Consider the following 24,523-nt stretch of genomic DNA (forward strand, 5'->3'; position numbering starts at 1 on the left):
CCCGCCGCGCGGCAGGAGGGCCCGTCCCGGGCGGCGCGGGTCAGCGCCTGCCGAGCATCTCCGCGACGAGGAAGGCCAGCTCGAGGGACTGCTGGTGGTTCAGGCGGGGATCCACCAGGGTCTCGTAGCGGCGCTCGAGCCCGGCCTCGTCGATCTCCCCGGCCCCGCCGAGGACCTCGGTGACGTCGTCGCCGGTGAGCTCCATGTGCAGCCCGGCCGGAACCGTGCCCGCGGCACGGTGCACCTCGAAGAAGCCGACGACCTCGTCCACGATGTCCTCGAAGCGGCGGGTCTTGTAGCCGTTGGAGGAGGTGATGGTGTTGCCGTGCATCGGGTCCGTGACCCAGGCGACCTGCGCCCCGGCATCACGCACGCCCTCGACCAGGCGCGGTAGGCGCTCGCGGATCTTCGAGGCGCCCATGCGGGTGACGAAGGTGAGGCGGCCGGGCTCGCGCTCGGGGTCGAGCTTGTCGATCAGCCGCAGCGCGTCGTCCACGCTCGCCTCCGGCCCGAGCTTCACGCCGATCGGGTTGCGGATGCGGGACATGAACTCCACGTGCGCCCCGTCCAGCTGGCGGGTGCGCTCGCCGATCCACAGGAAGTGGCCGGAGCAGCCGTAGATCTCACCGGTGCGGGAATCGATGCGGGCGAGCGCCTCCTCGTAGTCCAGCAGCAGCGCCTCGTGCGAGGAGTAGAACTCGACGACCTTGAGCGCGTCGAAGTCCGCGCCGATCGCGGCCATGAAGCGGATCGCCTTGTCGATCTCCGCGGCGAGCTGCTCGTACCGGTCGTACCCCGGCCCGGAGATGAAGCCCTGGTTCCAGGAGTGCACCTCGCGCAGGTCGGCGAAGCCTCCGCTGGTGAACGCGCGCAGGAGGTTCAGCGTCTGGGCGCTGGTGGTGTACGTCTTCCACAGCCGCTCCGGGTCCGGGACCCGGGACTGCTCGGTGAAGGCGTAGCCGTTGACCGCGTCGCCGCGGTAGGTGGGCAGGGTGACCCCGTCCCGGGTCTCGGTGTCCGCGGAGCGGGGCTTGGCGAACTGGCCGGCCATCCGGCCCATCTTCACCACGGGCACGGAGGCCCCGTAGGTGAGCACGGCGGACATCTGCAGGATCGTGCGGATCTTGTTGCGGATCCGGTTGGCGCTGGAGTCCTCGAACGTCTCGGCGCAGTCTCCTCCCTGCAGGAGGAAGGCCTCGCCCGTGGCGGCGGCCGCCAGTCGATGGCGCAGCACGTCGACCTCGCCGGCGAACACCAGCGGCGGAGCCGAGCGGAGGGCGCCGAAGACCCGGCCGAGCTCGGCCTCGTCGGGCCACGTCGGCTGCTGGACACGGGGCAGCTCGCGCCACGAGCCGAGGGCCGCCAGCTCGTCGCTGGAGGCGGACAGGTCGAAGTCGTGCGCCCGGGCCGGGCTGTCGCGCAGGAATGAGTTCACCCCACCAGGGTAGGCGATCGGGCGTCACGTCCCGTGCCGGGCCCGGGCGCTGGACGCGGACGGCTCAGGCGTCCCGGGACCCGTCCTGCGACGCCGCCTTCTGCCGCGCCTTGACCACGGTCGCGTACTCGTCGACGTACTCCTGGCCGGACATCGCGCGGATCGCCGCGATGACCTCGTCGGTGACGCGGCGCAGCACCTCGGCCTCGGACAGCCCGGCGCTGCGCGCGATCACGCCCTCCACGTCGACCGGCTCCCCGACCAGCGCGACGATGCGGGGCCGCCGGCGCGGCAGGAGGCGGCCCTGGCTGGCCTCGAAGGCGCCGATCATCGCGACCGGCACGACCGGGGCGCCGGAGGCCAGCGCCAGGCGGGCGACACCGGTCTTGCCCCGGTACAGCCGCCCGTCCGGGCTGCGGGTGCCCTCGGGGTAGATCCCCAGCACGTCGCCGCGCACCAGCACGCTGAGCCCGGCGTCGATCGCGCCCTGCGCGGCGCCGCCGCCGGAGCGGTCCACGGGCATCACCCGCAGCTGGCGCATGATCGCCCCGATGATCCGGGCCGGCACGGAGCGGCCATGGAAGAGATCCGCCTTGCCCAGGAAGTGCACGGTCCGCTCGAGCTGCGCGGGCAGGAAGACGGTGTCGGCCCACGAGAGGTGGTTGCTGGCCAGGATCACCGCACCCGTGCGCGGGATCCGTTCCGCCCCGCGGATCCGCGGGGCCCAGACCAGCCGCATGACGGCGGCGACCGGCGGCTTCGCGAGCTCATACAGCATCTGGGGGCACCTTCGAGGGGTCGCAGGGAGCGGGCCGCATGCGATCGGCGTCCTGGGGTGCGACGATGGACCCATGGCGTTCAGCGAACTGTCCCGCCCCTGGCGCATGCGAGGCGACTATAACCCGCGCGGCGGGCTCCTCCTGTGCCACGGGTTCACCGGGGCGCCGCAGTCGATGCGCCCCTGGGCGGAGCACCACGCCGCCGCGGGGTGGGAGGTGTCCCTGCCTCTGCTGCCCGGCCATGCGACCACGTGGCAGGAGATGACCCGCACCACCCGCCACGACTGGTACGGCGAGGTCCGGCAGGCGGCGCTGGAGCTGCTCGAGCGGCACGAGCGGATCGCCGTGGCGGGGATGTCCATGGGCGGCACGCTGTCCCTCGCCCTGGCCCAGGACCCGATGATCGCGCCGCGCCTGCGGGCTCTGGCGCTGGTCAACCCCGCGGCGACGGTGCCCCGGGCCGCAGTCCTCGCGCCCGTCCTGTGGCCCCTGGTGCGCTCCCTGCCGGCGATCGCCTCGGACATCGCCGCCCCGGGGCAGATCGAGGAGGCCTATGAGCGCACGCCCCTGCGATCGGTCGCCCAGCTGCGGGCGCTCACCGCGCAGGTGCGCCGCGCGCTGCACCGCGTCAGGACTCCCCTGCTCCTGGCGACCTCCCCGCAGGACCATGTCGTCGATCCGCGCGACAGCGACCTCATCGCCGCGCGGGTCGGCGGGGCGGTGGAGCGCCTGCGCCTTCCCGACAGCCATCACGTGGCGACCCTCGATCACGACGCCCCGCGCTTCTTCGAGGCCTCGCTGCGCTTCCTCGAGGAGACGCCCCGATGACCGAACGGCCATCCGCCCGTCCTCCCCATCGGGACGACGACGAGATCGCGGCGGAGTTCGCCCGCATCCTCAACGACGAGGGGCTCGCCCTGCGCCCCGGGACCGCCCCGCACGAGCCTCCTGCCCTGCCCCCGGCGTCCTCGGGCAGCGCGGACTCCCCGCCGTCGCCGACGCCCGAGGAGCGGGAGGCCCACCGCGCCCGGGCGCGGGCGGCGCACCCGTCCTCCCGGCGGCTGCCGCCGGAGAGCTCGCCCGAGGACGCGGACGACGACGTCCTGCTCGGGGATTTCGAGCCGCCGGACCCCGACATCGCCCCGCCGTCGGACGGGGCGATGTGGGCCTGGGGCGCGCTGATCGCAGGGGTCGTCATGCTCCTGCTGACGGCCACCACCGACCTGCTGCCGTCCTGGTGCGGGCCGCTGGGCGGGGCGATCGCCGTCGGCGGCCTGGTGGCCCTGCTGCTGCGGGTCCCCCGGGGCCGGGACCCGTTCGACGACGGCGCCCAGGTCTAGCGCGGGGCCGGGGCCGCCCGACCCCGCGGACGAGGGCTCAGCGGGCCAGGTCGGCCGCTCCGATCATCCCGGCCTCGTTCCCGGTGCTGGCCACGACGAACGGGGCCAGGGTCCGATGCGCCCGGGCGGTGAGGTGGCGGTCGTAGGCGTCGCGCGCGGGGTCCAGCAGCAGATCGCCCGCCGCAGAGACGCCGCCGCCGATCACGATGGTCCCCGGGTCCAGCAGGGCCGCGATGCTCGCGGCCCCGAAGCCGAGCCACTCGCCCAGGTGGGCCAGCAGCGCCCGAGCGCCCGCATCGCCCTGCTCGGCGAGGTGGGTGATCAGCGGGCCGTCGATCTTCTTCGGGTCGCCGTCCGCCGCGGCCAGCAGCGGGGCGTAGAGCTCGTGTCCGGTCCGGGCACGGCGGCGCGCCGAGCGCACCAGCGCCGTCCCGGAGGTGTACTGCTCCAGGCATCCCTGGCGGCCGCAGCCGCACCACTGCCCATCGGGCACCGCGGTCATGTGGGCGACCTCGCCGGCGAAGCCGCCCTCGCCGCGCACCAGGCCGCCCTCGAGGACGAGCGCGCCGCCGAGGCCGGTGCCGACGGTGAGCATGAGCATGTTGCGCGAGTCACGGGCCGCGCCGAAGCGGTACTCGGCCCAGCCCGCCGCGTTGGCGTCGTTCTCCACCACGACCGGCAGGTCCAGCTGCGACTCGACGTCATCGGCCAGCGCGCAGTCCCGCCAGGCGAGGTTCGCGGCGAACACGACCGTGCGCCGGTCGGAGCCGACGAATCCGGCGGCGCCGATGCCCACGCCGACGACCTGGTGCGAGGCCTGGAGCTCGCGCACGGCGTCGACCACGGCGTCCTCGATCAGCTCCGGGTCCGTGGCCGGCGTGCGCCGGGTGGTGCGGTCGAGGATGCGGCCGTCCTCGTCGACGACTCCCGCCGCGATCTTGGTGCCGCCGATGTCGACGCCGATGGAGAGCATGTGCGTTTCCTTCCGCAGTGGCCGGACGGGCCGGGGCGGCCCGACGGGGCCCTGAACGGGACCATGCTAGAGCGCCGCTGGCCTACACTGTGATTCGCGCCGTGCGCCGACGCCGGTGTCCGCGCATCGGACATCGTCCGCAGCCGTGACCTCGTCGAAGGAGATTCCGTGAGAGAGTTCGGGACACCCGCCAAGCACACGAGCCGGGAGGACGAGAACGCCACCGATCTCCTCCTCGAACGGCATCGGCAGTACCCCGGGATCGCCCTGTTCGAGGTGGCCGGGGCCGACGGCCGCCGGGTTCCCATGACCTCCGCGCAGTTCCTCGGTGCGGTGCGGGCGCTGGCCAAGGGCCTCCTCGCCGCGGGCCTCGAGCAGGGGGACGTGGTCGCGATCATGTCGCGCACCCGCTACGAATGGGTGCTGGCGGACTGGGCCGTGTGGTTCGCCGGCGGCGTGTCCGTCGCCGTCTACGAGACCTCCTCCCCCTCGCAGGTCCAGTGGATCGCCGGGGACTCCGGCGCCCGGTTCGCGATCGTCGAGAGCACGCGCCACGCGCAGGACTTCGCCTCCGTGCGCGGCGAGCTGCCCGCCCTCGAGCAGATCTGGACCATCGACGACGGCGACCTCGACGCCCTCGCGGCCTCCGGCGCGGAGATCGACGACGCGGACCTGGAGGCGGCCCGGACCGCCCGCACCCTCGCGGACACGGCGACCCTCATCTACACCTCCGGGACGACCGGCCGCCCCAAGGGCGCCGAGCTCACCCACGGCAACTTCGTGGACACCTCCCGCGCCGCGATCACGCAGTTCGGCGAGTCGGTGCTGCCGCCCGGCTCCCGGGCGCTCATGTTCCTGCCCCTGGCCCATGTCTTCGCGCGCCTGCTCTCGGTGACCCAGGTCGCCGCCGGTGCGACCACGGCCTTCACCCCGGACACCAAGAACCTGCTGGGCGACCTGGCCGACTTCCGGCCCACGTTCCTGCTGGCGGTCCCGCGGGTGTTCGAGAAGGTCTACAACAGTGCCGAGCAGAAAGCCATCGCCGGCGGCAAGGGGAAGATCTTCGCGCTGGCGGCCAGGACCGCCGTCTCCTACTCGCAGGCCCTGTCGGCCGGCCGGGTCTCCCCCGTGCTGAAGGCCAAGCACGCCGTCTTCGACAAGCTCGTCTACGGGAAGCTGCGCGACGCCATGGGCGGGCAGGTGCGATGGAGCGTCTCCGGCGGCGCGCCCCTGGGCGAGCGCATCTCGCACTTCTTCCGCGGCATCGGCGTGACGATCCTGGAGGGCTACGGCCTGACCGAGACCACCGCGCCGGTCAGCGTGAACCCGCCCTGGGACCCGCGGCCGGGCACGGTCGGACCGCCGCTGCCCGGCGTCACCGTCGCGATCTCCGAGAGCGGGGAGGTGCTGGTCAAGGGCGTGGTCGTGTTCAAGGGCTACCACGGCAACCCCGAGGCGACCGCCGAGGCGCTCCGGGACGGCTGGTTCCACACCGGGGACATCGGGTCCCTCGACGAGGACGGCTACCTCTCCATCACGGGGCGCTCCAAGGAGCTGATCGTCACCGCCGGGGGCAAGAACGTCTCCCCGGCCGTGCTCGAGGACCGCCTCCGCGCCCATCCGCTGATCAGCCAGTGCATGGTGGTCGGCGACCAGAAGCCGTTCATCGCGGCGATCCTCACCCTGGACGCGGAGATGCTCCCCACCTGGCTGAAGAACCACGACCAGCCCGAGCTGTCGGTGGCCGAGGCCGCGGGCAACGAGGCCGTCCGCGCCGAGCTGCAGCGGGCCGTGGACTCGGCCAACGAGGCGGTCTCGCGCGCCGAGTCGATCCGCACCTTCGAGGTCATCGACACCGACTTCACCGAGGAGAACGGCTACCTGACCCCCTCGCTGAAGCTGAAGCGCAATGTCGTGAGCAAGGACTACTCGGAGATCATCGAGCGGATCTACTCCGGCACGAAGCCGCCGACCGCCTGATCCCGCGCGGCCCCGCCGCACCGGCGCCCCGCCCTCCGGCCCCCGGCCGGATGTCGGGGCGCCGCCGTATCCTGCGGGCATGAGCTCCCCGACCCGTCGACCTCGCCGCCTGCGCGGGCAGCTCTCCCTCGAGGACCTGGGCACCCCCCTGCCGGAGGCGGAGCTCGTCGTGGTGGACCTCGAGACCACGGGCACGGACCCCGCGCACGACGCCATCACCGAGATCGGGGCGGTCCGGCTGCGCGGCGGGGAGGTGCTCGGCGAGTTCCGCTCCTTCGTCGATCCCGAGCGCCCCATCCCGGCCTACGTCGCGAGCCTGACCGGGATCAGCGACGCCACGGTCGCCGGAGCGCCGCGCATCCAGGCCGTACTGCCGATGTTCCTGGACTTCGCCCACGACGCCGCCCTCGTCGCGCACAACGCCCGCTTCGACGTGTCCTTCCTGCGCGCGCAGGCCGCCCGCATCGGCGTGGGCTGGCCCGACCCGCAGGTGCTGGACACCCTGCTGCTGGCGCGGCAGGTGTTCGGTCGCGACGAGGTGCGCGACCACAAGCTCTCGACCCTGGCCGCGCATGTGGGTGCGAGCGTGGCCCCGGACCACCGGGCCCTCTCGGACGCGAGGGCGACCGTGGACGTCCTGCACGCGATCATCGAGCGTCTGGGCCCGCACCGCGCCGGCACCCTCGAGGACCTCGCCTCGGCGCATCGCACGGTCGCCCCCGTGCAGCTGCGCAAACGGCACCTGGCCGCCGACGTCCCCGCCGGGCCCGGGGTCTACCAGTTCCTCGGCGAGGGGGACCAGGTGCTGTACGTGGGCACCTCCGGGGACCTGCGCACCCGGGTGCGCACCTACTTCTCCGCCTCCGAGCGGCGGCGCAAGGTGCTGGACATGCTGCCGCGCGCCCAGCGCATCCGGACCATCTCCTGCGCCAGCGCCCTCGAGGCCTCGGTGCGGGAGCTGCGCACCATCGCCGCCGAGCAGCCGCCGGCCAACCGGCACGGGCTGAAGCCGGAGAAGGCGCTGTGGCTGCGTCTGGGTCCCGGCGCCGAGGGGCTCCGGGCCGCGCGCCTGGCCCGGGACGAGTCCGACGGCTCCGCGCACATCGGCCCCCTGCGCTCGCGCCACGACGTCGAGCCGCTGCGGGGGCTGCTGTCCGACGCCGTCCTCGGGCGCGGCGCCGCCTTCGAGGGGCGGTCCCCCGCCCGCACGATCGCCTCCGCCCACCACGAGGCCCTGCGCACGGTTATGGTCCAGGACCCGCGGGCCGTGGTGGACCATGCCACCGCACGGATGCGGCGCTTCTCCGCGGACGGCCGCTACGAGGACGCGGCCCGCGTGCGCTCCCTCGCCGAGACGTACCTGCGGGCCGCCGAGCGCGCCGCGCGGCTGCGGGCGATCCGTGCCTGCGACCTGCTGGTGGCCGCGCGGCCCCACGAGGACCGACGCAGCGGGGCCCGCAGCTGGGAGCTGCTCGCCGTGCGCGGCGGCCGCTTCGCCGGAGCGGCGATGGTGCCGATGGCCGCCGACCCCCTGCCGGTGGCGCGCTCCCTCGCCGCGACGGGGACCGGCGAGTCCGCGCTGTGCACGCCGATGTGCCAGGGCTACCACCAGGAGACCGAGCTGCTGCTGCGCTGGCTGGACGAGGACGGGGTGCGGATCGTCCTGCGCGAGGGCGTCTGGCTCTCCCCCGCCCGGGCGCGCTTCGACATGGCGCAGCTGCAGGAGAGCTACGCACGCACGCACTAGGGTGGGCGCTGGGCCGATCATCCCCCGCCGCGGGCGCCCGCCCCGGCGCGCGAGGACGCGGCCGGCAGCACCCACCACCCCGCAGCAGGAGGCACCATGATCACCGCCATCGTCTCGATCATCGTCGACGGCCGTCTCATCCCCGAGGTCGCCGAGCAGGTCGTCGACATCCCCGCGGTCGACCAGGTCTACTCGGTCACCGGGGACGTGGACCTCATCGCCGTGGTGCGGGTGCGCGAGCACGAGGAGCTCGCCGCCGTCATCGCCGACCGGATCGGGAAGGTCGAGGGGGTCCTGGACACGACGACGAACATCGCCTTCAAGACCTACTCGAAGACCGACCTGGACGCCGCCTTCGATCTGGGCATCGACGGCTGAGGCAGCACGGGCAGCGGCCGCCCCCGCCCCGCAGGAATCAGCGCTGCGCGTCGAAGGCGCGCTGGGAGGCGGCCGCCCAGCGCTCCAGGACGCCGGCCGCCGCGCCCGCGTCCAGCGCGGCCGACGCCTCCTGGTAGCCGGCCACGAAGCGCTCCGCGAAGCCGTCGTCCTCGCCCTGGTCGATGCCGTCGTGGGCCACCAGGCCCGCCGCGGCGTTCAGCAGCACCGCCTCCCGGATCGGGCCCATGCGACCGCTCCGCTCCCCGGCGAAGACCTGCCGGGCGACCTCGGCGTTCTCCTCGGCCGTCCCGCCGCGCAGCGCGCCGATGGGGCTGCGGGGCACCCCGAGCAGCGCCTCCGGGTCCAGCACGTGCTCGCGGATCGTGCCGCCCCGCACCTCCCAGATGTCGCTGGGCGACTGCACCGTGATCTCGTCCAGCCCGTCCTGGCCGCGGAACACCAGGGCGCTCGTCCCCCGCTCGGCGAAGACGCCGGCGACGGTCGGGGCCATGACGGCGTCGGCCACGCCCACCGCGCCCGCCCGCGGCCGTCCCGGGTTGGTGATCGGCCCGAGGAAATTCAGCACGGTGGGGACGCCCAGCCCCTTGCGCGCCTCGGCGGCATGGCGCATCGACGGATGGAACAGCACGGCGAACAGGAAGGTGATCCCGACCTCCTCGACCATCGCGGCGACGTCGGGGACCGGCAGATCCAGGCGCACGCCGAGCACCTCGAGCACGTCCGCGGAGCCGCTGCGCGAGCTCGAGGCCCGGTTGCCGTGCTTGACGACCCGGCGGCCCGTCGCGGCGATCACCACGGAGGCCATCGTGGAGATGTTCACGGTGCTGGCGAGGTCCCCGCCGGTGCCGACGATGTCCACGGCGTGGCGCGGCACCTCGATGGGGCGCGCGTGCTCGACCATCACATCGGCCAGCGCGGCGAGCTCGGCGCTGGTGACGCCCTTGGAGGCCAGGGCGACCAGGAAGCCCGCCAGCTGCACGGAGGTGGCGGCCCCGTCCATCAGCTCGCCCATCGCCCACGCCGCCCAGTCCGCGGGAAGGTCCTCTCCGCGCACCAGATGGGAGGTCAGGACCGGCCACGTGGGGGATGTCGCACTCATGGCGCCATTCTGGCATCCGCGGGCCGCCGCAGGCGCGATCGTCCCGTCCCGGACGGCCTGCCGGGGCACCGCGCCGCACCGGCACGGACAGGTGTCCGTCACAGCACGTGCACGGGCGCGTGTCCGGGTTCATGACAGCTTGTCAGGAGCGATATGCTGGCCGGGACCGTGGGGCGATGCCCCCGGTGCGCCCGGATGTCGTGTTCCGGCGGCACCGAATCTGACGACACGACATAATGGTGACGTGACTACAGCGACTTTGCCCCAGCGCTCGCCCGCGGTCCCGGCCGTCGGCCGCCCCAATGCCACGCAGGTCGGCACGCTCGTCTGGCTGTCCAGCGAGCTCATGTTCTTCGCCGGCCTGTTCGCGATGTTCTTCACGCTGCGCGCGATGGCTCCGGAGACCTTCTACGAGGGCGAGGGGCACTTCACCCACGGCTTCGCGATGGTCAACACCGCGATCCTGGTGTTCAGCTCCGTCACCTGCCAGATGGGCGTGTGGATGGCCGAGGGCCACCTCCCCTGGACCGGCAGCTTCGAGCCGCGGCGCCGCCGCACCGGGTCGATCTTCAACCTCGCGGGCTGGGGCATGGTCGAGTGGTACACGCTCACCTTCGTCCTGGGCTCCGTGTTCGTCGCCGGCCAGGCCTACGAGTACACCGAGCTCATCCACCACGGCGTGACGCTGTCCTCCTCGCCGTTCGGCTCGGTCTTCTACCTCTCGACCGGCTTCCACGGCCTGCACGTGGTCGGCGGCCTGATCGCCTTCCTGTTCGTCCTCGCCCGTGCCTTCGCCGCGGAGAAGTTCACGCACCACGAGCAGGTCAGCGCCATCTGCATCTCCTACTACTGGCACTTCGTGGATGTCGTGTGGATCGGCCTGTTCAGCATCGTGTACCTGCTCGACCCGATCATGGGCCACGTCCCGTGGAACCTCTCGGTCTTCTGATGCCGCCCGCCGCCGCCCCGCATCTCCTCAGCTCCCCACGCCCCACCCACGAATCGAGGTCCACACCGTGAAGGCACTCGCCGCGCGCCGTCATCATCCGATGGCGCTACTCGTGATCCTGTTGCTCGCGCTGGTCGCGACCGGTGGGCTCTACGCCGCCTTCCAGCCCCGGACCGCGCAGGCCGAGACGTACACCGCCGACGACATCCAGCAGGGCGAGGCCCTGTTCCTGGCCAACTGCGCGACCTGCCACGGCCGCAGCGGCGAGGGCCTCCAGGATGCCGACGGCAACACCCTCGGCCCGTCGCTGATCGGCGTGGGCGCCGCCGCCGTCGACTTCCAGGTCGGCACCGGCCGCATGCCCATGGAGAACTCCGGCGCGCAGGCGTGGCGCAAGCCGCCGCAGATGAACGAGGAGCAGACCCGGCAGCTGTCGGCGTACGTCGCCTCGCTCGGCCCCGGCCCGTCGCTGCCCGACGAGCAGTACCTCGACCCCGCCAACGGCGACGCCACCAAGGGCGGCGAGATCTTCCGCATCAACTGCGCCATGTGCCACAACGCCGCCGGCGCCGGCGGTGCCCTGACCCGAGGCAAGTTCGCGCCCACGCTCGACGGCGTGGAGCCGAAGCATGTCTACGAGGCCATGGAGACCGGGCCCCAGAACATGCCCGTCTTCAACGACGACAACCTGACCGCGCAGGACAAGAACGACGTCATCGCGTACCTGCATGCGCTCGAGGAGAACGGCTCGCCCGGCGGCCTGTCCCTCGGCTCCCTGGGCCCCGTCACCGAGGGCCTGTACGCGTGGACCATCATCCTGTCCCTGCTGACCGCCTGCGCCGTGTGGCTGGGGGCGAAGGCCAAGTGAGCACCGAGATGACCGACAACCTCGACGGCACCACCCCTGCGAAGGGCGTCAGCGCCATCGCCCCCAAGGAGGGCGGCGGCTTCCCGAACCCGGGGCTGCCCCCGCACGTCCACCGCCAGGCGGACACCGACAAGCGCGCCGAGAAGCGCGCCGAGAAGATCGTCGCGGGCATGTTCGTGCTCTCGATCCTGGGCACGGTCCTGTTCATCGCCTCGTACTTCGTCTTCACTCCGATGGACACGAACCTCCTCGCGGAGGGCGGCACGCTGCGCGCCGTCTTCTGGTCCAATCTGTTCACGGGCCTCGGCCTGGCGATCGCGGTGTTCTTCATCGGCGCCGCGGCCGTGCACTGGGCCAAGACCCTCATGCCCGACGACGAGATGGTCGAGGAGCGGCACGCCACCCGCAGCTCCGACGAGTCGCGCGATCGCGCGGTGGAGATCATCACCGGCGGCCTGCAGGAGTCCGGCATCGCCCGCCGCCCCGTGATCGTCACCGCCATGGTCGGAGCGCTCGCCGCGCTGCCCATCGCCGTGCTGGCGCCGCTGTCGACCCTGGGCCCGCTGCCCGGGAACAAGCTGCACCACACCTTCTGGAAGCCGGGCATGCGCCTGACCCGCGACCATGACGGCACGCCCATCCGGGCCGACGAGGTCGCCATGAACTCGATCTTCCACGTGATGCCCGAGGGCCTGACCGAGGAGACGCCCCACTTCCTCAACGAGCGCGCGAAGGCGGCCGCGGTCATCGTCCGCATCGACCCGGCCATCGGCAAGAACGAGGAGAGCCTGGCCAACGGCCACCAGGGCATCCTCGCCTTCTCGAAGATCTGCACGCACGTGGGCTGCCCCGTGGCGCTGTACGAGCAGCAGACCCACCACATGCTGTGCCCGTGCCATCAGTCGACGTTCGACGTCACCGATGCCGCGAAGGTGATCTTCGGCCCCGCCCACCGCCCGCTCCCCCAGCTGCCGATCGAGGTCGACGCCGAGGGCTACCTGGTGGCCACGGGCGACTTCCCCGAACCGATCGGCCCCAGCTTCTGGGACCTCCACAAGGACAAGTGATCACGTGACGACCACGACTCCCTCCTCCCAGAAGCAGGACGCGCAGCCCGGTCGCGTGGCACGGCTCGGCGCCGTGGGCGGCGACTGGCTGGACCAGCGCACCGCCGGCGGCGGCCTGGTCAAGTTCCTCGGCCGGAAGATCTTCCCGGACCACTGGTCCTTCATGTTCGGCGAGGTGGCGCTGTACAGCTTCGTCATCCTGCTGGTCTCCGGCACGTTCCTGACGATGTTCTTCGTCCCCTCGATGGACGAGGTCGTCTACGACGGCGTGTACGGGCCGATGCAGGGCGCGCACATGTCGCGCGCCTTCGAGTCGACGCTTCATCTCTCCTTCGAGGTCAAGGGCGGGCTGCTGTTCCGCCAGATGCACCACTGGGCCGCGCTGGTGTTCATGGTCGCGATCTTCGTGCACATGTTCCGCGTGTTCTTCACCGGTGCGTTCCGCAAGCCCCGTGAGCTTAACTGGCTCGTCGGCTTCTCCCTGATGGTCCTGGGCATGGTCGCCGGCTTCTCCGGCTACTCCCTCCCCGACGACGTGCTCTCCGGCAACGGCCTGCGCGTGGTCGACGGCCTCATGAAGGGCATCCCGATCGTCGGGACCTACCTCTCCATGCTGCTGTTTGGCGGCGAGTTCCCCGGGCACGACATCATCCCGCGTCTGTTCACGATCCACATCCTGCTGGTGCCTGCCGCCATCCTCGGACTGATCGCGATCCACCTGACGCTGCTGGTGCTGTCCAAGCACACCCACTACCCCGGGCCGGGCCGCACCGACCGCAACGTCGTCGGCTTCCCCGTCTTCCCGGTGTACGCGGCCAAGGCCGGCGGGTTCTTCTTCCTCGTCTTCGGGATCATCACCCTGATCTCGGCGACCACGGCGATCAACGCGGTGTGGATCTACGGGCCGTACGACCCCTCCCCCGTGTCCGCGGGCTCGCAGCCGGACTGGTACATGCTGTGGACCGACGGCGGCCTGCGCCTGATCCCGGGCTGGGAGTTCACGATCTTCGGCTACGTCATCTCGCTGAACATCCTGCTGCCGATGGCGATCTACGGCGGGCTGCTGGCCTTCCTCGCGCTCTACCCCTTCCTCGAGGCATGGGTGACCGGGGACGACCGCGAGCACCACGTGCTGGACCTGCCGTACAACAACCCGGTGCGCACGGGCCTGGGCGTCGCCTGGATCACGATCTACCTGATCCTCGCCCTCGGCGCGACCAACGACCTCATCGCCCTCAAGCTGCACCTGTCGATCAACGACCTCACCTGGTTGTTCCGCGTCTCGATCTTCGTGGCGCCGGTGCTCGTCTTCTACATCACCAAGAGACTGTGCATCGCCATGCAGCGCCACAAGCGCGGGCTGGCTCTGCACGGCGTGGAGACGTCGAAGGTGGTCCGCATGCCCAACGGGGAGATGCTCGAGATCCACGAGCCGCTCAACGAGTACGACCGCTGGGTCCTCGTCCAGCACGACGACTTCCGTCCGCTCAAGGCCGGCAAGGGCGTCTCCGCGCTGCGGGCGAAGGCCACGAGCTTCTTCTTCAAGGACTACATCTCGCCGGTCACCCCGGCCGAGCTGCGCGAGGCCCTCGACCACGCGGCCCACGAGAAGCACGAGATCGATGCCGTCACCGGCGGGGACTACACGGTCCCCTCCGCGAAGGTCGGCCACTGACCGACGGATCACCCCTCACGACGGCGGGCCCCGGGAACATTCCCGGGGCCCGCCGTCGTTCTGCGTCCATGCTCATGCTCCGCCGGCGCGCCCACCCGCGCACCGCCCCTCCCCCAGCGGGCGCGGACGCTCCACGGCGGCGCAGCCGACGCCACGTGGCGGCGCAGCCCCGGCCGGCGTCCCGCAGACAGGGAGCTGACCGTCCATGGCAGGGTGCCAGGGCCGATCACCACGAGATGCGGCGCCAACAGTGGAATTACGCTGTTACAGCGCGAGATGCCGAAGTCTGCTGTGCTGTCCGTTCTCCCTGCAGAGCACCGTGAAGAGGCCGGCTCGGCCCCGCCGGATCAGGTCTGCGGGGGCGCGAGGCGGTACACGCTCACGTGGCCGGCCGATTCGGCGGTGAAGGGGCTCTGCTGCCAGTCGGCCCAGCGGTCCTCGAGCTCGAAGCCGGCCAGCTGCGCCATGAGGTCCAGCTCGGAGGGCCAGATGTACCGATGCGGCGTGCGCGTGATGCGGGCGTCCCGGCTGCCGTCGACCTGCGGGTCGAAACGGATGTGATGCGAGATGAGCCTCTGGTCGAGCAGGTCGATGGTGTCCACGAGGAGGTACCCCTCCTCCGAGATCTCGACGGTGCCCCGGTGGCCGGGGGCGAGCGCCCGCAGCTGCGGGACCCAGAGCTCGACGACGAAGCGTCCGCCGGGTGCGAGGTGGCGCGCGGCGTTGCGGAAGCAGGCGACCTGATGCTCCTGGGAGAGCAGGTTCGCGATGGTGTTGAAGACCAGGTAGACGAGGGAGTGCGCGCCGCCCGCGACGGCGGTGGTCATGTCGCCCTGCACGACCGGGATCTGCGCGGCGTCGACCTTCTCGCGCAGCCGCTCGAGCATGGCCTCGGACAGCTCGATGCCCTGCACGGGCACACCGGCGGCGCGCAGCGGGATCGCCACCCGCCCGGTCCCGATCGCGAGCTCCAGCGCGGAGCCGCCCTCGGCGAGACGTGCGAGCGTCTCGACGGTCGGTCCGAGGACCTCGGGGGCGAACATGCCTTCGCCGGGGGTGTCGTACTGCCGGGCGGCGTCCGTGTCCCAGAGCTTCTGCTGATCGATCATGCGGCGATCGTCGCGCATCAACCGAGGAGAGCGCCACCGATTTGTCCGGCACCGGCTCCGGGCCCTCCCCGGAGCATTCCGGGCCCTCCCCGGAGCATCAGGACGCGGCGGCCGCGAGCAGGCACGGCACGGGGCGTGGCCGCGACACGGCACAGGGCACACGAGGCGTGGCCGAGAGGACGCTCAGCGCCGCAGCAGGGCGCCGCGCCCGTCTCCCTGGGCCGGGCCTCCGCCTCGGACGCGGTGGACGAGGTAGCGGGCCGCGATGCGGCTCAGGCCGGGGCGTGCGGCCCGGAGGCGGCGGGCGGCGGCCCGGGGCTTCCGGGCGGCGTCGACGCCGGCGTCGTCGAGGACGTCGCGCGCCCAGGCGATCGCGCCCTCGAGCACGTCCGGCCCCGCGAACTGGACGGTGATCTGCTCCTCCGCCCGCTGGGCGGGGGTCGTGGACGGTCCGATCATCGGGATGCGCCTCCTGGCCGCCGGGCCGCGCGAGGACGGCGCGGACTCGCAGAGCACGGTAGCAGAACGGCTCAGGGCCGGGCACCTGTGCGGTGTCCGGCCCTGAGCCGTCGTCGCTCCCGCGCGGTGTGTCCGCGCCGGAGCGATCTGTCAGTGGGCGTGCTCGTTGCGGGAGAACTCCATCACCCAGCCGCAGACGCCGACGATCACGGGGATCATCCCGAGACCCAGCAGCCACCAGCCGACGGCGACACCGAGGAACGCCATCGCGCAGCCGATCGCTGCCCACAGCGGCCACCAGCTGTACGGCGCGAAGCTGCCCTGGACGCCGGCCTGGGCCGAGACCGGGGCGACCTCGTCCTCCTCCGGCTGGTTCGGGAACTTCTTGGCCGTGATCTGCGTGGTCAGGGCGATGAGGGCAGCCAGACCGGTGGCCATGAGCAGGGCCGGGAAGCCGACCGTCTCGATGCCCATCGGGGCGGCATATCCGGTCATCAGACCGTAGACGACCGCGGCGGCGAGGAAGAACAGCGCGAGGATCCAGAAGATCCGGGACGTGGTACGCATGTCAGTGAGCGCTCCTGTCGGTGGCGGCGACGAGCTCCGGCTCGAGCATGTGGTCTGCGGCGGCGACCTCCGGGTGGTGCAGGTCGAACGCGGGGCGCTCGGACCGCACGCGCGGCAGCGAGTGGAAGTTGTGGCGCGGCGGCGGGCAGGAGGTCGCCCACTCGAGGGAGGCGCCGTAGCCCCACGGATCGTCCTCGGTGACCTTCTCGCCCTTCATGTGCGTCACGACGACGTTGAGGATGAAGGGCAGGGTCGAGGCGCCGAGGATGAAGGCGCCCACGGTGGAGACCTGGTTCATCCAGTCGAACTGGTCCTCGGCGAGGTAGTTGACGTAGCGGCGCGGTGCGCCCTCGACACCCAGCCAGTGCTGGATGAGGAACGTCATGTGGAAGCCGATCATGAGCAGCCAGAAGTGGACGACGCCGATCTTCTCGCTGAGCTTGTAGCCGAACATCTTCGGCCACCAGAAGTAGAAGCCGGCGAACATCTCGAACGCGACCGTGCCGAAGACGACGTAGTGGAAGTGCGCGACCACGAAGTACGTGTCCGAGAGGTGGAAGTCCAGCACGGGCGTCGAGAGGATGACACCGGTGAGGCCGCCGAAGAGGAAGGTCGTGAGGAAGCCGAGCGAGAAGAGCATCGGCGTCTCGAAGGTGACCGATCCTCGCCACATCGTGCCGACCCAGTTGAAGAACTTCACGCCCGTCGGCACGGCGATCAGCATCGTCATGAAGGCGAAGAACTCCAGCATGACGCCGCCGGTGGTGTACATGTGGTGCGCCCACACGGTCACCGACAGGGCCGCGATCGCGATGGTCGCGAAGACCAGCGTCTTGTAGCCGAAGATCGGCTTGCGGCTGAACACCGGGAAGATCTCGGAGGCGATGCCGAAGAAGGGCAGCGCGAGGACGTACACCTCGGGATGGCCGAAGAACCAGAACAGGTGCTGCCACAGCAGGGAGCCGCCGTTGGCCGGGTTGAAGATCTGCGCGTCGAACTTGCGGTCCGCACCGAGCGCGAACAGCGCCGCCGCCAGGGGCGGGAAGGCCATCAGCACCAGCAGCGCGGTGATGAGGATGTTCCAGGTGAAGATCGGCATCCGGAACATGGTCATGCCGGGCATGCGCATGCACAGGATCGTGGTGATGAAGTTGACCGAGCCCAGGATCGTCCCGAAGCCCGACAAGCCGAGGCCGAAGACCCACAGATCACCGCCCAGGCCGGGGGTGAACGTCGTGTCCGACAACGGCGCGTACGCGAACCAGCCGAAGGACGCGGCGCCCTGCGGGGTGAGGAATCCGGCCACCGCGATCAGGGAGCCGAACAGCGTCAGCCAGAAGGCGAACATGTTCAGGCGCGGGAACGCCATGTCGACCGCGCCGATCTGCAGCGGGACGAGGAAGTTGGCGAAGCCGTTGAACAGCGGCGTGCCGAACATCAGCAGCATGATCGTGCCGTGCATGGTGAACAGCTGGTTGTACTGGTCCTTGGAGACCACGACCTGCAGGCCGGGCTCCCACAGCTCCGCGCGGATCATCAGCGCGAGGACGCCGCCGAAGCAGAAGAAGGCGAAGGCCATGCCCATGTAGAGCAGACCGATGACCTTGTGGTCGGTCGTGGTCAGCAGCGAGAAGAACTGCTTGCCCAGGTTCGTCTCCCGCCGAGGAAGGAAACGATCCGCTGACTGGGCGGTGGCGCTCTGCGTGCTCACTCCTGCTCCCCCTGCTTCTCGGTGCGCCCGTAGGCGTTGTCGTGGGCGGTCTCGCTGAGCTCGCGCATGTCCCATTCCTCGGCGTTGCGGTTCAGGTCCACGCTGAGCTGACCCTCGAGACCCTGGTCCCGGAGATCCTGGATGTGCTGGTCGTACTCGTCCTGCGGGACGACCTTCAGCACGAAGAGCATGTCCGAGTGGTACTCGCCGCACAGCTCGGCGCACTTGCCCTTGTAGGTGCCGACCTTCGTCGGGGTCACCTGGAAGCTCGTGCTGTGGCCGGGGAACATGTCCTTCTTGTAGAGGAAGTCCGTGACCCAGAACGAGTGGATGACGTCGCGCGAGTCGAGCTTGAACTCGACCGTCTGGTCGACCGGCACGTACAGCACCGGGAGCGACTCCTCCGCCCCGGGGACGCCGGTCTCGAAGGACTGCACGCCCGCGGGCTCGTGGACGTCCTCGTCGACGTAGTTGAAGTCCCAGCTCCACTGCTTTGCCACGACGTTGATCGTCACGTCGGGCTCGGCGACGTGGTTCTCGATCGCCGTCATGTCCCGGTCCGTGAAGTAGAACAGCGTCATGATCATGACCACGGGGACGAGGGTGAAGATCATCTCGAGCGGCACGTGGTAGCGCAGCTGCACCGGGTAGCCGGTGTCCGTGCGGCGGCGACGGTAGGCGATCGCGCACCAGATGGCCAGGCCCCAGACGATGAGGCCGACGATGAGCAGGGTGACCCACGAGCCGACCCACAGGTCGACGATGCGGCCTGTCTGGTTCGTGACTTCCTGGGTGGAATCGCCGGGGAGGAACCCGCGACGCTGCTCAGCCGTGCAGCCCGTCAGGGCGAGGCCCGCTAGCGCGATACCGGTCGCCACGCGGCGCAGGCGCCGGGGGCGGTGGGTGGCCTGGGGGATCACGTGGATGACCTTCCGCTCGTCGTCACCGACCCGGGCGATCCGCACGCCACCTGGGGAGATGGCGCATGGCCCGCGGGGCGGGGATGGTACTCGATGTCCGTCGGGACGGGTCCCGGCGCGTGGTCCGCGAGCCGGCCCCGGAGCCCTGCCTCTCGCTCCCGGGATCCCGGGCGCGGCGCAGGAGCGGGTCCGCTCACGACACACCGTCATCATACGGTCTTCTCAGGGCGGACACAGCACGGACCCGCCGTCCGGACCGCCTGGGAACCCCGCTGTGAGCATGCCGACTTCCGGCGCGCCGGCGTGGCGCCCCGGCTCGCGGCCGGAGACCACCCGCCCGCGGTGCTCGGCCGACGGATGAGCTCCCGGATGCCCGCAGACGACGGACCCGCGGCCGGCAGAAGCCGACCGCGGGTCCGGGACGCGCGCGAGGGTGCGGGGCTCAGGAGAAGGAGTCGCCGCAGGCGCAGGAGCTCTGCGCGTTGGGGTTGTCGATCGTGAACCCCTGCTTCTCGATGGTGTCGGAGAAGTCGATGACCGCCCCGCTGAGGTAGGGCGTGCTCATCTTGTCCACGACCACCTCGACCCCGTCGAAGTCGACGGTGGCGTCGCCGTCGAGGATGCGCTCGTCGAAGTAGAGCTGGTAGATCAGTCCCGAGCAGCCGCCGGGCTGCACGGCGATGCGCAGGCGGAGGTCGTCGCGGCCCTCCTGGTCCAGCAGCGTGCGGACCTTCTCGGCCGCCCCCTCCGTGAGGGTGACGCCGTGCGCCGCGGTCTGCGTCGGTTCAGCGGTGGTGGTCATGCCGTCCTCCTGATCGGATCTGCGGATCCATCCAGCGTACGCCTGCGCGGCCCGCAATGGGACACCCGACCGCTGGGCGGTCCTCGCCCGGCGCGCAGACGCCCCTGGTCAGAGCGCTCCGCGGAACAGGGCGAGCAGGATCACGCCGCAGTAGCCGACCGCGGTGCCCAGGACGAGGGCGATCGCCGCCTCGCGGTGCCGGCTCCCCCGCACCAGGGCCGACAGCGCGCCGACCACCACGGCGACCAGCACGAAGGCGCCCCATCCGAGGAAGAAGTACGCCGCGAGGAAGCCGACGACCAGGCCCAGGAACAGGGCGGGGACGGTCAGCGGGGAGACGTGCACGACGCCGTCCTCGGGACGCTCGGGGTCGGTCCCGGGACCGGGACGCTGGGTGCTCATGCCCCCTCCCCCGTCTCGGAGCCGGCGGTCTGCGATGTCGCGGCCGAGGTCTCCGGGGCCCCGCCCTGCAGGCTCCCGGCGGCGCGCAGCAGGAGGGCCTCGGCCAGGCACACCCGGGCGAACTCGCCCAGGTGCAGGGACTCGTCCACGCCATGGGCGCGGGAATCGGGATCCTCGACGCCGGTGACCAGCACCTCGGCGCCGGGGAAGACCTCGAGCAGATCGGCGATGAACGGGATCGACCCGCCGAGCCCGGTGTCCACCGGGTCGGTGCCCCAGGCCGCGGCGAAGGCGGAACGGGCCAGACCCATCGCGGGAGTGTCCGCAGGGGCGAGGAAGGGCCGGCCCTGCTCGCCCCGGGCGATCTCGAGGCGGCAGCCGCGCGGGGTGTGCGCCTCGAGGTGGGCGATCAGCGCCGACATCGCGGCCTCGGGGTCCTGGCCGGGGGCGATCCGCAGCGACAGCTTGGCCCGGGCGGAGGGCACCAGGGTGTTGGAGGCCTGCTGCACGCTCGGGGCGTCGATGCCGATCACCGACAGCGCGGGCTTGGTCCACAGCCGCGACGTGATCGATCCGGTGCCGGCCAGCTCGAGACCCTCGGGGACGCTCGCATCGCGGCGGTAGTCCTGCTCGGGCATGTCGACCTCGGGATCGGGGGCCTGCACCAGGCCGTCGACCGCTACGGAGCCGTCCTCGTCGTGCAGGGTCGCGATCAGCCGTCCCAGCTGGGTGAGCGCGTCCAGGGCGGGCCCGCCGAACATGCCCGAGTGCACCGCGTGGTCGAGGGCATGGACGGTGACGGTCAGATCGACCAGCCCGCGCAGGCTGGTGGTGAGCGCCGGCGTCCCCACGGACCAGTTGGCGCTGTCGGCGACGACGATCACATCGGCGGCGAGGTCCTCGCGGTGGGCCTCGATGAACGGGCGGAAGGTCGGGGAGCCGGCCTCCTCCTCCCCCTCGACGAAGACGCTCACCCCGATGCCGGCGGCGGCGAGCTCCTCCCCGACCAGCCGCAGCGCGGTGACGTGGGCGATCACCCCGGCCTTGTCGTCGGCGGCGCCGCGCCCGTACAGGCGATCCCCGCGACGGGTGGGCTCGAAGGGCGCGCTCGACCACTGGTCGGGATCGCCGGTGGGCTGGACGTCGTGGTGGGCGTAGAGCATCACCGTGGGCATGCCGTCCGCGGCGGGGCGGCGGCCGATGACCGCCGGCGCGCCGTCGGCGACGCTGGTGATGCGCACATCCGGCAGTCCCGCACCGCGCAGGAGCTCGGCGACGGCCTCGGCGCTACGACGGACCTCGGCCCGGTCGTATCCGTCGAAGGCGATCGAGGGGATCCGCACGAGGTCCTCGAGGTCGGCGATCGCCGCGGGCAGCAGGGAGTCCAGGCGCGCGCGCAGCGCGGGCACATCGGCGGCGAGATCCGGCACAGCGGCGGGGCGGGGGGCATCGGCAGTGGGCATGGATCCACCGTATCGCCACCGCGACGGACGGCTCACCGGGATCACGCACGTCCAGCGCCTAGAATGCTCCGGTGAGTTCCCAGAAGCCCGAGACCCCCGAGTCCACGCCCGCACCGCGGCCCGGCAGCAAGGGCCGGCCGACCCGCACCCGCCGCGAGGCGGAGGCGGCACGTCGCCGACCGCTGGTGGTGACCGACCGCAAGGAGGCGCGGCGCCGCGACCGCGAGCGGGCCTCCGCCCAGCGCGCGAAGTCTCAGCAGGCGCTCATGACCGGCGACGAGGCGAACATGCCCGCGCAGCACCGCGGTCCCGAGCGGCGCCTGGTGCGCGATCTCGTCGACTCCCGGCGCAACATCGCGGAGTACTTCTTCCCCATCGCGCTCGTCTTCATGGTGATCGCGCTGGTCGTCCCGCTGATCCGCATCGATCTCTACACCGTCATGAGCACCGGCATGATCATCGTCCTGTGGGGCGGGATCCTGCTGTGCGTGGTCGACGGCTTCATCCTGCGCCGGCGGCTGCGGGCGGCGCTCACCGAGCGGTACGGCTCCGTCGGCCAGGGCCTGGTGGGCTACGGCATCATGCGTGCCATGCAGATCCGCCGCTGGCGCCTGCCCCGCGCGCAGATCAAGCACGGCGACGCTCCCCGCTGACACTGCTCCCCACCGGCGCCGCGGCCTGCGCCGACAGCACCAAGGGCGCTCCCCGAGGGGAGCGCCCTTGTGCATGTCCGGGTCCGCGCGGACGACGGATCAGGCGGGAGCGGACTCCCCCGTCGCGGCGGCCTTCCCGCTCTCGGCCGTCGCAGCGGCCTGCTCGCCCTTCGGCTCGGGCTTCGCGTCGACGCCGGCCTCCTTGCGCTGCTGCGGGGTGATCGCCGCGGGGGCCTGCGTCAGCGGGTCGTAGCCTCCGCCGGACTTCGGGAAGGCGATGACGTCGCGGATCGAATCGGTCTTCGCCAGCAGCGAGACCACGCGGTCCCAGCCGAACGCGATGCCGCCGTGGGGCGGGGCGCCGAAGGCGAAGGCGTCCAGCAGGAAGCCGAACTTCTCGCGGGCCTGCTCCTCGTCGATCCCCATCACGGAGAACACGCGCTCCTGGACGTCCCGACGGTGGATACGGATGGACCCGCCGCCGATCTCGTTGCCGTTGCAGACGATGTCGTACGCGTAGGCGAGCGCCGAGCCGGGATCGCTGTCGAAGGTGTCGAGGTACTCCGGCTTGGGCGAGGTGAACGCGTGGTGGACCGCGGTCCAGGCCCCGGAGCCGACGGCCACGTCACCGGCGGCGACCGCGTCGCCGGCCGGCTCGAACATCGGCGCGTCCACGACCCAGACGAAGGCCCAGGCGTCCTCGTCGATCAGGCCCAGGCGCGCGGCGATCTCGTTGCGGGCGGCGCCCAGCAGGGCGCGGGAGGTCTTCGCCTCGCCCGCGGCGAAGAAGACGCAGTCCCCGGGCTTCGCGCCGACCTTCTCCGCGAGGCCCGCCTTCTCCTGCTCGGAGATGTTCTTGGAGACCGGGCCGGTGAGGCTGCCGTCCTCCTGGATCAGCACGTAGGCGAGGCCGCGGGCACCGCGCTGCTTGGCCCACTCCTGCCAGGCGTCCAGGGTGCGGCGCGGCTGCGAGGCGCCGCCGGCCATCACGACCGCCCCCACGTACGGGGATTGGAACACGCGGAAGGGCGTGTCGGCGAAGAACTCGGTCATCTCGGTGATCTCGAGGTCGAAGCGCAGGTCCGGCTTGTCCGAGCCGTAGCGGCGCATGGACTCCTCGTAGGTGATCCGCGGGATCGGGGTGGAGATCTCGTACCCGGCGCTCGCCCACACCTTCTGGACGATCTTCTCGCCGAGGGCGATCACGTCCTCCTGGTCGACGAAGGACATCTCGATGTCGAGCTGGGTGAACTCGGGCTGGCGGTCCGCGCGGAAGTCCTCGTCGCGGTAGCAGCGGGCCAGCTGGAAGTACTTCTCCATGCCGGCGACCATGAGCAGCTGCTTGAACAGCTGCGGCGACTGCGGCAGGGCGTACCAGGAACCGGGCGAGAGGCGCGCGGGCACCAGGAAGTCGCGGGCGCCCTCCGGGGTGGAGCGGGTCAGCGTCGGCGTCTCGATCTCGAGGAAGCCGTCGTCCAGCAGCACGTCGCGGGCGGCCCGGTTGGCCAGCGACCGCAGGCGCAGCGCCTGCGCGGGGCCCTGGCGGCGCAGGTCGAGGTAGCGGTAGCGCAGCCGCGCCTCCTCGCCGACCTCGGTGTGCTCGTCGAGCTGGAAGGGCAGCGGCGCCGAGGTGTTGAGCACCTCGACCTCCTGCGCGGTGACCTCCACGGTGCCGGTGGGCAGCGCCGGGTTCTCGTTGCCCTCGGGGCGACGGTCCACGGTGCCGACGACCTTCAGCACGTACTCGTTGCGCAGGTGCATGGCCTCGTCCTCGCGCACCACCACCTGCGCGACCCCGCTCGCATCGCGGAGGTCGAGGAAGGTCACGCCGCCGTGATCGCGGCGGCGGCCGATCCAGCCGGTCAGGGTGACGGTCGCTCCGATGTGGTCCTCACGGAGCTCACCGGCGTTGTGGGTGCGCAGCACAGACATGTCCTTCGTCGTCGGGGTGGTCTCGACCCGGCGGGGGGCCGCCCGGGCAGGGGCCAGCCTACAGCGGGCGTGAGCGATCTCGCCCGGCCCGCACCTGTCGCCGTGCGCACCCTCGCACCTAGACTGGGGAGCTGTCCCGACCTGCGCGAGTGCGGGTCCACCCCCGCAGCGGCTCCAATCCCGCAGACCGAGGA

General features: G+C 71.7%; 23 protein-coding genes. 10 read left to right on the forward strand and 13 right to left on the reverse strand.

What is annotated here, in order from left to right; all coding sequences use genetic code 11:
- Positions 1 to 40: 40 nt before the first annotated feature.
- Together BF93_RS02700 and BF93_RS02705 are read right to left on the reverse strand one after the other, a co-directional pair.
- Positions 41 to 1,423 carry a class II 3-deoxy-7-phosphoheptulonate synthase gene (locus tag BF93_RS02700; protein WP_084148214.1) on the reverse strand — a complete coding sequence of 461 codons (1,383 nt, stop codon included), beginning with the start codon at positions 1,421 to 1,423 and terminating at the stop codon, positions 41 to 43.
- 76 nt (positions 1,424 to 1,499) lie between these two features.
- Entirely contained in the window at positions 1,500 to 2,213 is a 714-nt protein-coding gene (locus BF93_RS02705) for a lysophospholipid acyltransferase family protein (protein WP_038370344.1), read from the reverse strand.
- A gap of 73 nt (positions 2,214 to 2,286) precedes the next feature.
- Here BF93_RS02705 and BF93_RS02710 point away from each other — a divergent pair, with 73 nt between their 5' ends.
- Both BF93_RS02710 and BF93_RS02715 read left to right on the forward strand, forming a co-directional pair.
- Positions 2,287 to 3,042 (forward strand): alpha/beta hydrolase, encoded by a 756-nt coding sequence (locus BF93_RS02710; RefSeq protein WP_051486429.1) that lies wholly within the window; start codon positions 2,287 to 2,289, stop codon positions 3,040 to 3,042.
- The gene (locus BF93_RS02715; protein ID WP_038370345.1) at positions 3,039 to 3,554 is read left to right on the forward strand and encodes a hypothetical protein; all 516 of its coding nucleotides are present in this window, start codon (positions 3,039 to 3,041) and stop codon (positions 3,552 to 3,554) included. The genes BF93_RS02710 and BF93_RS02715 overlap by 4 nt, the downstream gene beginning before the upstream one ends.
- Positions 3,555 to 3,591: 37 nt before the next feature.
- Here BF93_RS02715 and BF93_RS02720 read toward each other — a convergent pair whose 3' ends face one another.
- Positions 3,592 to 4,527: an ROK family glucokinase gene (locus BF93_RS02720; RefSeq protein ID WP_038370346.1), complete on the reverse strand. Its 936-nt coding sequence runs from the start codon at positions 4,525 to 4,527 to the stop codon at positions 3,592 to 3,594.
- 168 nt (positions 4,528 to 4,695) lie between these two features.
- Here BF93_RS02720 and BF93_RS02725 point away from each other — a divergent pair, with 168 nt between their 5' ends.
- The 3 genes from BF93_RS02725 to BF93_RS02735 all read left to right on the forward strand — a co-directional run bounded on the left by BF93_RS02725 (position 4,696) and on the right by BF93_RS02735 (position 8,632).
- On the forward strand, positions 4,696 to 6,507 hold the full coding sequence (locus BF93_RS02725) for an AMP-dependent synthetase/ligase (protein ID WP_038370347.1): 1,812 nt from the start codon (positions 4,696 to 4,698) through the stop codon (positions 6,505 to 6,507).
- Between the two features lie 79 nt (positions 6,508 to 6,586).
- The gene (locus tag BF93_RS02730; protein WP_038370348.1) at positions 6,587 to 8,254 is read left to right on the forward strand and encodes a DEDD exonuclease domain-containing protein; all 1,668 of its coding nucleotides are present in this window, start codon (positions 6,587 to 6,589) and stop codon (positions 8,252 to 8,254) included.
- Positions 8,255 to 8,350: 96 nt separating this feature from the next.
- Positions 8,351 to 8,632 carry an Lrp/AsnC family transcriptional regulator gene (locus BF93_RS02735; protein WP_038370349.1) on the forward strand — a complete coding sequence of 94 codons (282 nt, stop codon included), beginning with the start codon at positions 8,351 to 8,353 and terminating at the stop codon, positions 8,630 to 8,632.
- 37 nt (positions 8,633 to 8,669) lie between these two features.
- On the opposite strand, the gene trpD is transcribed toward BF93_RS02735, so the two are convergent.
- Positions 8,670 to 9,752, reverse strand: a complete 1,083-nt coding sequence (gene trpD, locus BF93_RS02740; RefSeq protein WP_038370350.1) for an anthranilate phosphoribosyltransferase — start codon at positions 9,750 to 9,752, stop codon at positions 8,670 to 8,672.
- A 244-nt stretch (positions 9,753 to 9,996) separates the two neighbouring features.
- On the opposite strand from trpD, the gene ctaE reads away from it, so the two are divergent.
- From ctaE to qcrB, 4 genes are all read left to right on the forward strand, one after another.
- Complete coding sequence (gene ctaE, locus BF93_RS02745; RefSeq protein WP_051486430.1) at positions 9,997 to 10,701, forward strand: aa3-type cytochrome oxidase subunit III; 705 nt, start codon at positions 9,997 to 9,999, stop codon at positions 10,699 to 10,701.
- Positions 10,702 to 10,768: 67 nt separating this feature from the next.
- The gene (gene qcrC, locus BF93_RS02750) at positions 10,769 to 11,569 is read left to right on the forward strand and encodes a cytochrome bc1 complex diheme cytochrome c subunit (RefSeq protein WP_038370351.1); all 801 of its coding nucleotides are present in this window, start codon (positions 10,769 to 10,771) and stop codon (positions 11,567 to 11,569) included.
- 8 nt (positions 11,570 to 11,577) lie between these two features.
- The gene (gene qcrA / locus BF93_RS02755; protein ID WP_038370581.1) at positions 11,578 to 12,636 is read left to right on the forward strand and encodes a cytochrome bc1 complex Rieske iron-sulfur subunit; all 1,059 of its coding nucleotides are present in this window, start codon (positions 11,578 to 11,580) and stop codon (positions 12,634 to 12,636) included.
- A 4-nt stretch (positions 12,637 to 12,640) separates the two neighbouring features.
- Complete coding sequence (qcrB, locus tag BF93_RS02760; protein ID WP_038370352.1) at positions 12,641 to 14,311, forward strand: cytochrome bc1 complex cytochrome b subunit; 1,671 nt, start codon at positions 12,641 to 12,643, stop codon at positions 14,309 to 14,311.
- 347 nt (positions 14,312 to 14,658) lie between these two features.
- Here the strand turns inward: qcrB and BF93_RS02765 are convergent, their stop codons facing one another.
- From BF93_RS02765 to BF93_RS02800, 8 genes are all read right to left on the reverse strand, one after another.
- A complete protein-coding gene (locus BF93_RS02765) occupies positions 14,659 to 15,420 on the reverse strand; it encodes a class I SAM-dependent methyltransferase (RefSeq protein WP_038370583.1) in 762 nt (253 codons plus the stop codon).
- Positions 15,421 to 15,603: 183 nt separating this feature from the next.
- On the reverse strand, positions 15,604 to 15,879 hold the full coding sequence (locus tag BF93_RS02770) for a hypothetical protein (protein WP_051486431.1): 276 nt from the start codon (positions 15,877 to 15,879) through the stop codon (positions 15,604 to 15,606).
- A 150-nt stretch (positions 15,880 to 16,029) separates the two neighbouring features.
- Positions 16,030 to 16,446 (reverse strand): cytochrome c oxidase subunit 4, encoded by a 417-nt coding sequence (locus tag BF93_RS02775; protein ID WP_038370353.1) that lies wholly within the window; start codon positions 16,444 to 16,446, stop codon positions 16,030 to 16,032.
- 1 nt (position 16,447) lies between these two features.
- Positions 16,448 to 18,157 (reverse strand): aa3-type cytochrome oxidase subunit I, encoded by a 1,710-nt coding sequence (gene ctaD / locus BF93_RS02780; protein ID WP_038370354.1) that lies wholly within the window; start codon positions 18,155 to 18,157, stop codon positions 16,448 to 16,450.
- Positions 18,154 to 19,077, reverse strand: a complete 924-nt coding sequence (ctaC, locus tag BF93_RS02785) for an aa3-type cytochrome oxidase subunit II (RefSeq protein ID WP_038370586.1) — start codon at positions 19,075 to 19,077, stop codon at positions 18,154 to 18,156. Before ctaC ends, ctaD begins: the two co-directional genes overlap by 4 nt.
- 442 nt (positions 19,078 to 19,519) lie before the next feature.
- Complete coding sequence (gene erpA, locus BF93_RS02790) at positions 19,520 to 19,879, reverse strand: iron-sulfur cluster insertion protein ErpA (RefSeq protein WP_038370355.1); 360 nt, start codon at positions 19,877 to 19,879, stop codon at positions 19,520 to 19,522.
- A 108-nt stretch (positions 19,880 to 19,987) separates the two neighbouring features.
- Positions 19,988 to 20,281, reverse strand: coding sequence for a hypothetical protein (locus BF93_RS02795; RefSeq protein ID WP_232226160.1), 294 nt, complete (start codon positions 20,279 to 20,281; stop codon positions 19,988 to 19,990).
- Entirely contained in the window at positions 20,278 to 21,744 is a 1,467-nt protein-coding gene (locus tag BF93_RS02800; RefSeq protein ID WP_051486432.1) for a dipeptidase, read from the reverse strand. Before BF93_RS02800 ends, BF93_RS02795 begins: the two co-directional genes overlap by 4 nt.
- A gap of 71 nt (positions 21,745 to 21,815) precedes the next feature.
- Between BF93_RS02800 and BF93_RS02805 the strand changes: the two genes are divergently transcribed.
- Positions 21,816 to 22,397: a DUF3043 domain-containing protein gene (locus BF93_RS02805; RefSeq protein ID WP_038370356.1), complete on the forward strand. Its 582-nt coding sequence runs from the start codon at positions 21,816 to 21,818 to the stop codon at positions 22,395 to 22,397.
- Positions 22,398 to 22,496: 99 nt separating this feature from the next.
- Here the strand turns inward: BF93_RS02805 and aspS are convergent, their stop codons facing one another.
- Positions 22,497 to 24,323, reverse strand: coding sequence for an aspartate--tRNA ligase (gene aspS, locus BF93_RS02810; RefSeq protein WP_038370357.1), 1,827 nt, complete (start codon positions 24,321 to 24,323; stop codon positions 22,497 to 22,499).
- Positions 24,324 to 24,523 lie beyond the last annotated feature (200 nt).

Origin of the sequence: Brachybacterium phenoliresistens (assembly GCF_000576425.1) — a bacterium.
Lineage (GTDB): Bacteria > Actinomycetota > Actinomycetes > Actinomycetales > Dermabacteraceae > Brachybacterium > Brachybacterium phenoliresistens.

Bases quoted from the DNA above. Each gene is read 5' to 3' on its own strand.
- qcrA (WP_038370581.1), top strand. From the start codon at position 11,578: ATGACCGACAACCTCGACGGCACCACCCCTGCGAAGGGCGTCAGCGCC.
- BF93_RS02715 (WP_038370345.1), top strand. From the start codon at position 3,039: ATGACCGAACGGCCATCCGCCCGTCCTCCCCATCGGGACGACGACGAG.
- erpA (WP_038370355.1), bottom strand. From the start codon at position 19,879: ATGACCACCACCGCTGAACCGACGCAGACCGCGGCGCACGGCGTCACC.
- BF93_RS02800 (WP_051486432.1), bottom strand. From the start codon at position 21,744: ATGCCCACTGCCGATGCCCCCCGCCCCGCCGCTGTGCCGGATCTCGCC.
- BF93_RS02705 (WP_038370344.1), bottom strand. From the start codon at position 2,213: ATGCTGTATGAGCTCGCGAAGCCGCCGGTCGCCGCCGTCATGCGGCTG.
- BF93_RS02775 (WP_038370353.1), bottom strand. From the start codon at position 16,446: ATGCGTACCACGTCCCGGATCTTCTGGATCCTCGCGCTGTTCTTCCTC.
- BF93_RS02765 (WP_038370583.1), bottom strand. From the start codon at position 15,420: ATGATCGATCAGCAGAAGCTCTGGGACACGGACGCCGCCCGGCAGTAC.
- BF93_RS02730 (WP_038370348.1), top strand. From the start codon at position 6,587: ATGAGCTCCCCGACCCGTCGACCTCGCCGCCTGCGCGGGCAGCTCTCC.
- BF93_RS02735 (WP_038370349.1), top strand. From the start codon at position 8,351: ATGATCACCGCCATCGTCTCGATCATCGTCGACGGCCGTCTCATCCCC.
- BF93_RS02795 (WP_232226160.1), bottom strand. From the start codon at position 20,281: ATGAGCACCCAGCGTCCCGGTCCCGGGACCGACCCCGAGCGTCCCGAG.
- BF93_RS02770 (WP_051486431.1), bottom strand. From the start codon at position 15,879: ATGATCGGACCGTCCACGACCCCCGCCCAGCGGGCGGAGGAGCAGATC.
- trpD (WP_038370350.1), bottom strand. From the start codon at position 9,752: ATGAGTGCGACATCCCCCACGTGGCCGGTCCTGACCTCCCATCTGGTG.
- BF93_RS02710 (WP_051486429.1), top strand. From the start codon at position 2,287: ATGGCGTTCAGCGAACTGTCCCGCCCCTGGCGCATGCGAGGCGACTAT.
- BF93_RS02720 (WP_038370346.1), bottom strand. From the start codon at position 4,527: ATGCTCTCCATCGGCGTCGACATCGGCGGCACCAAGATCGCGGCGGGA.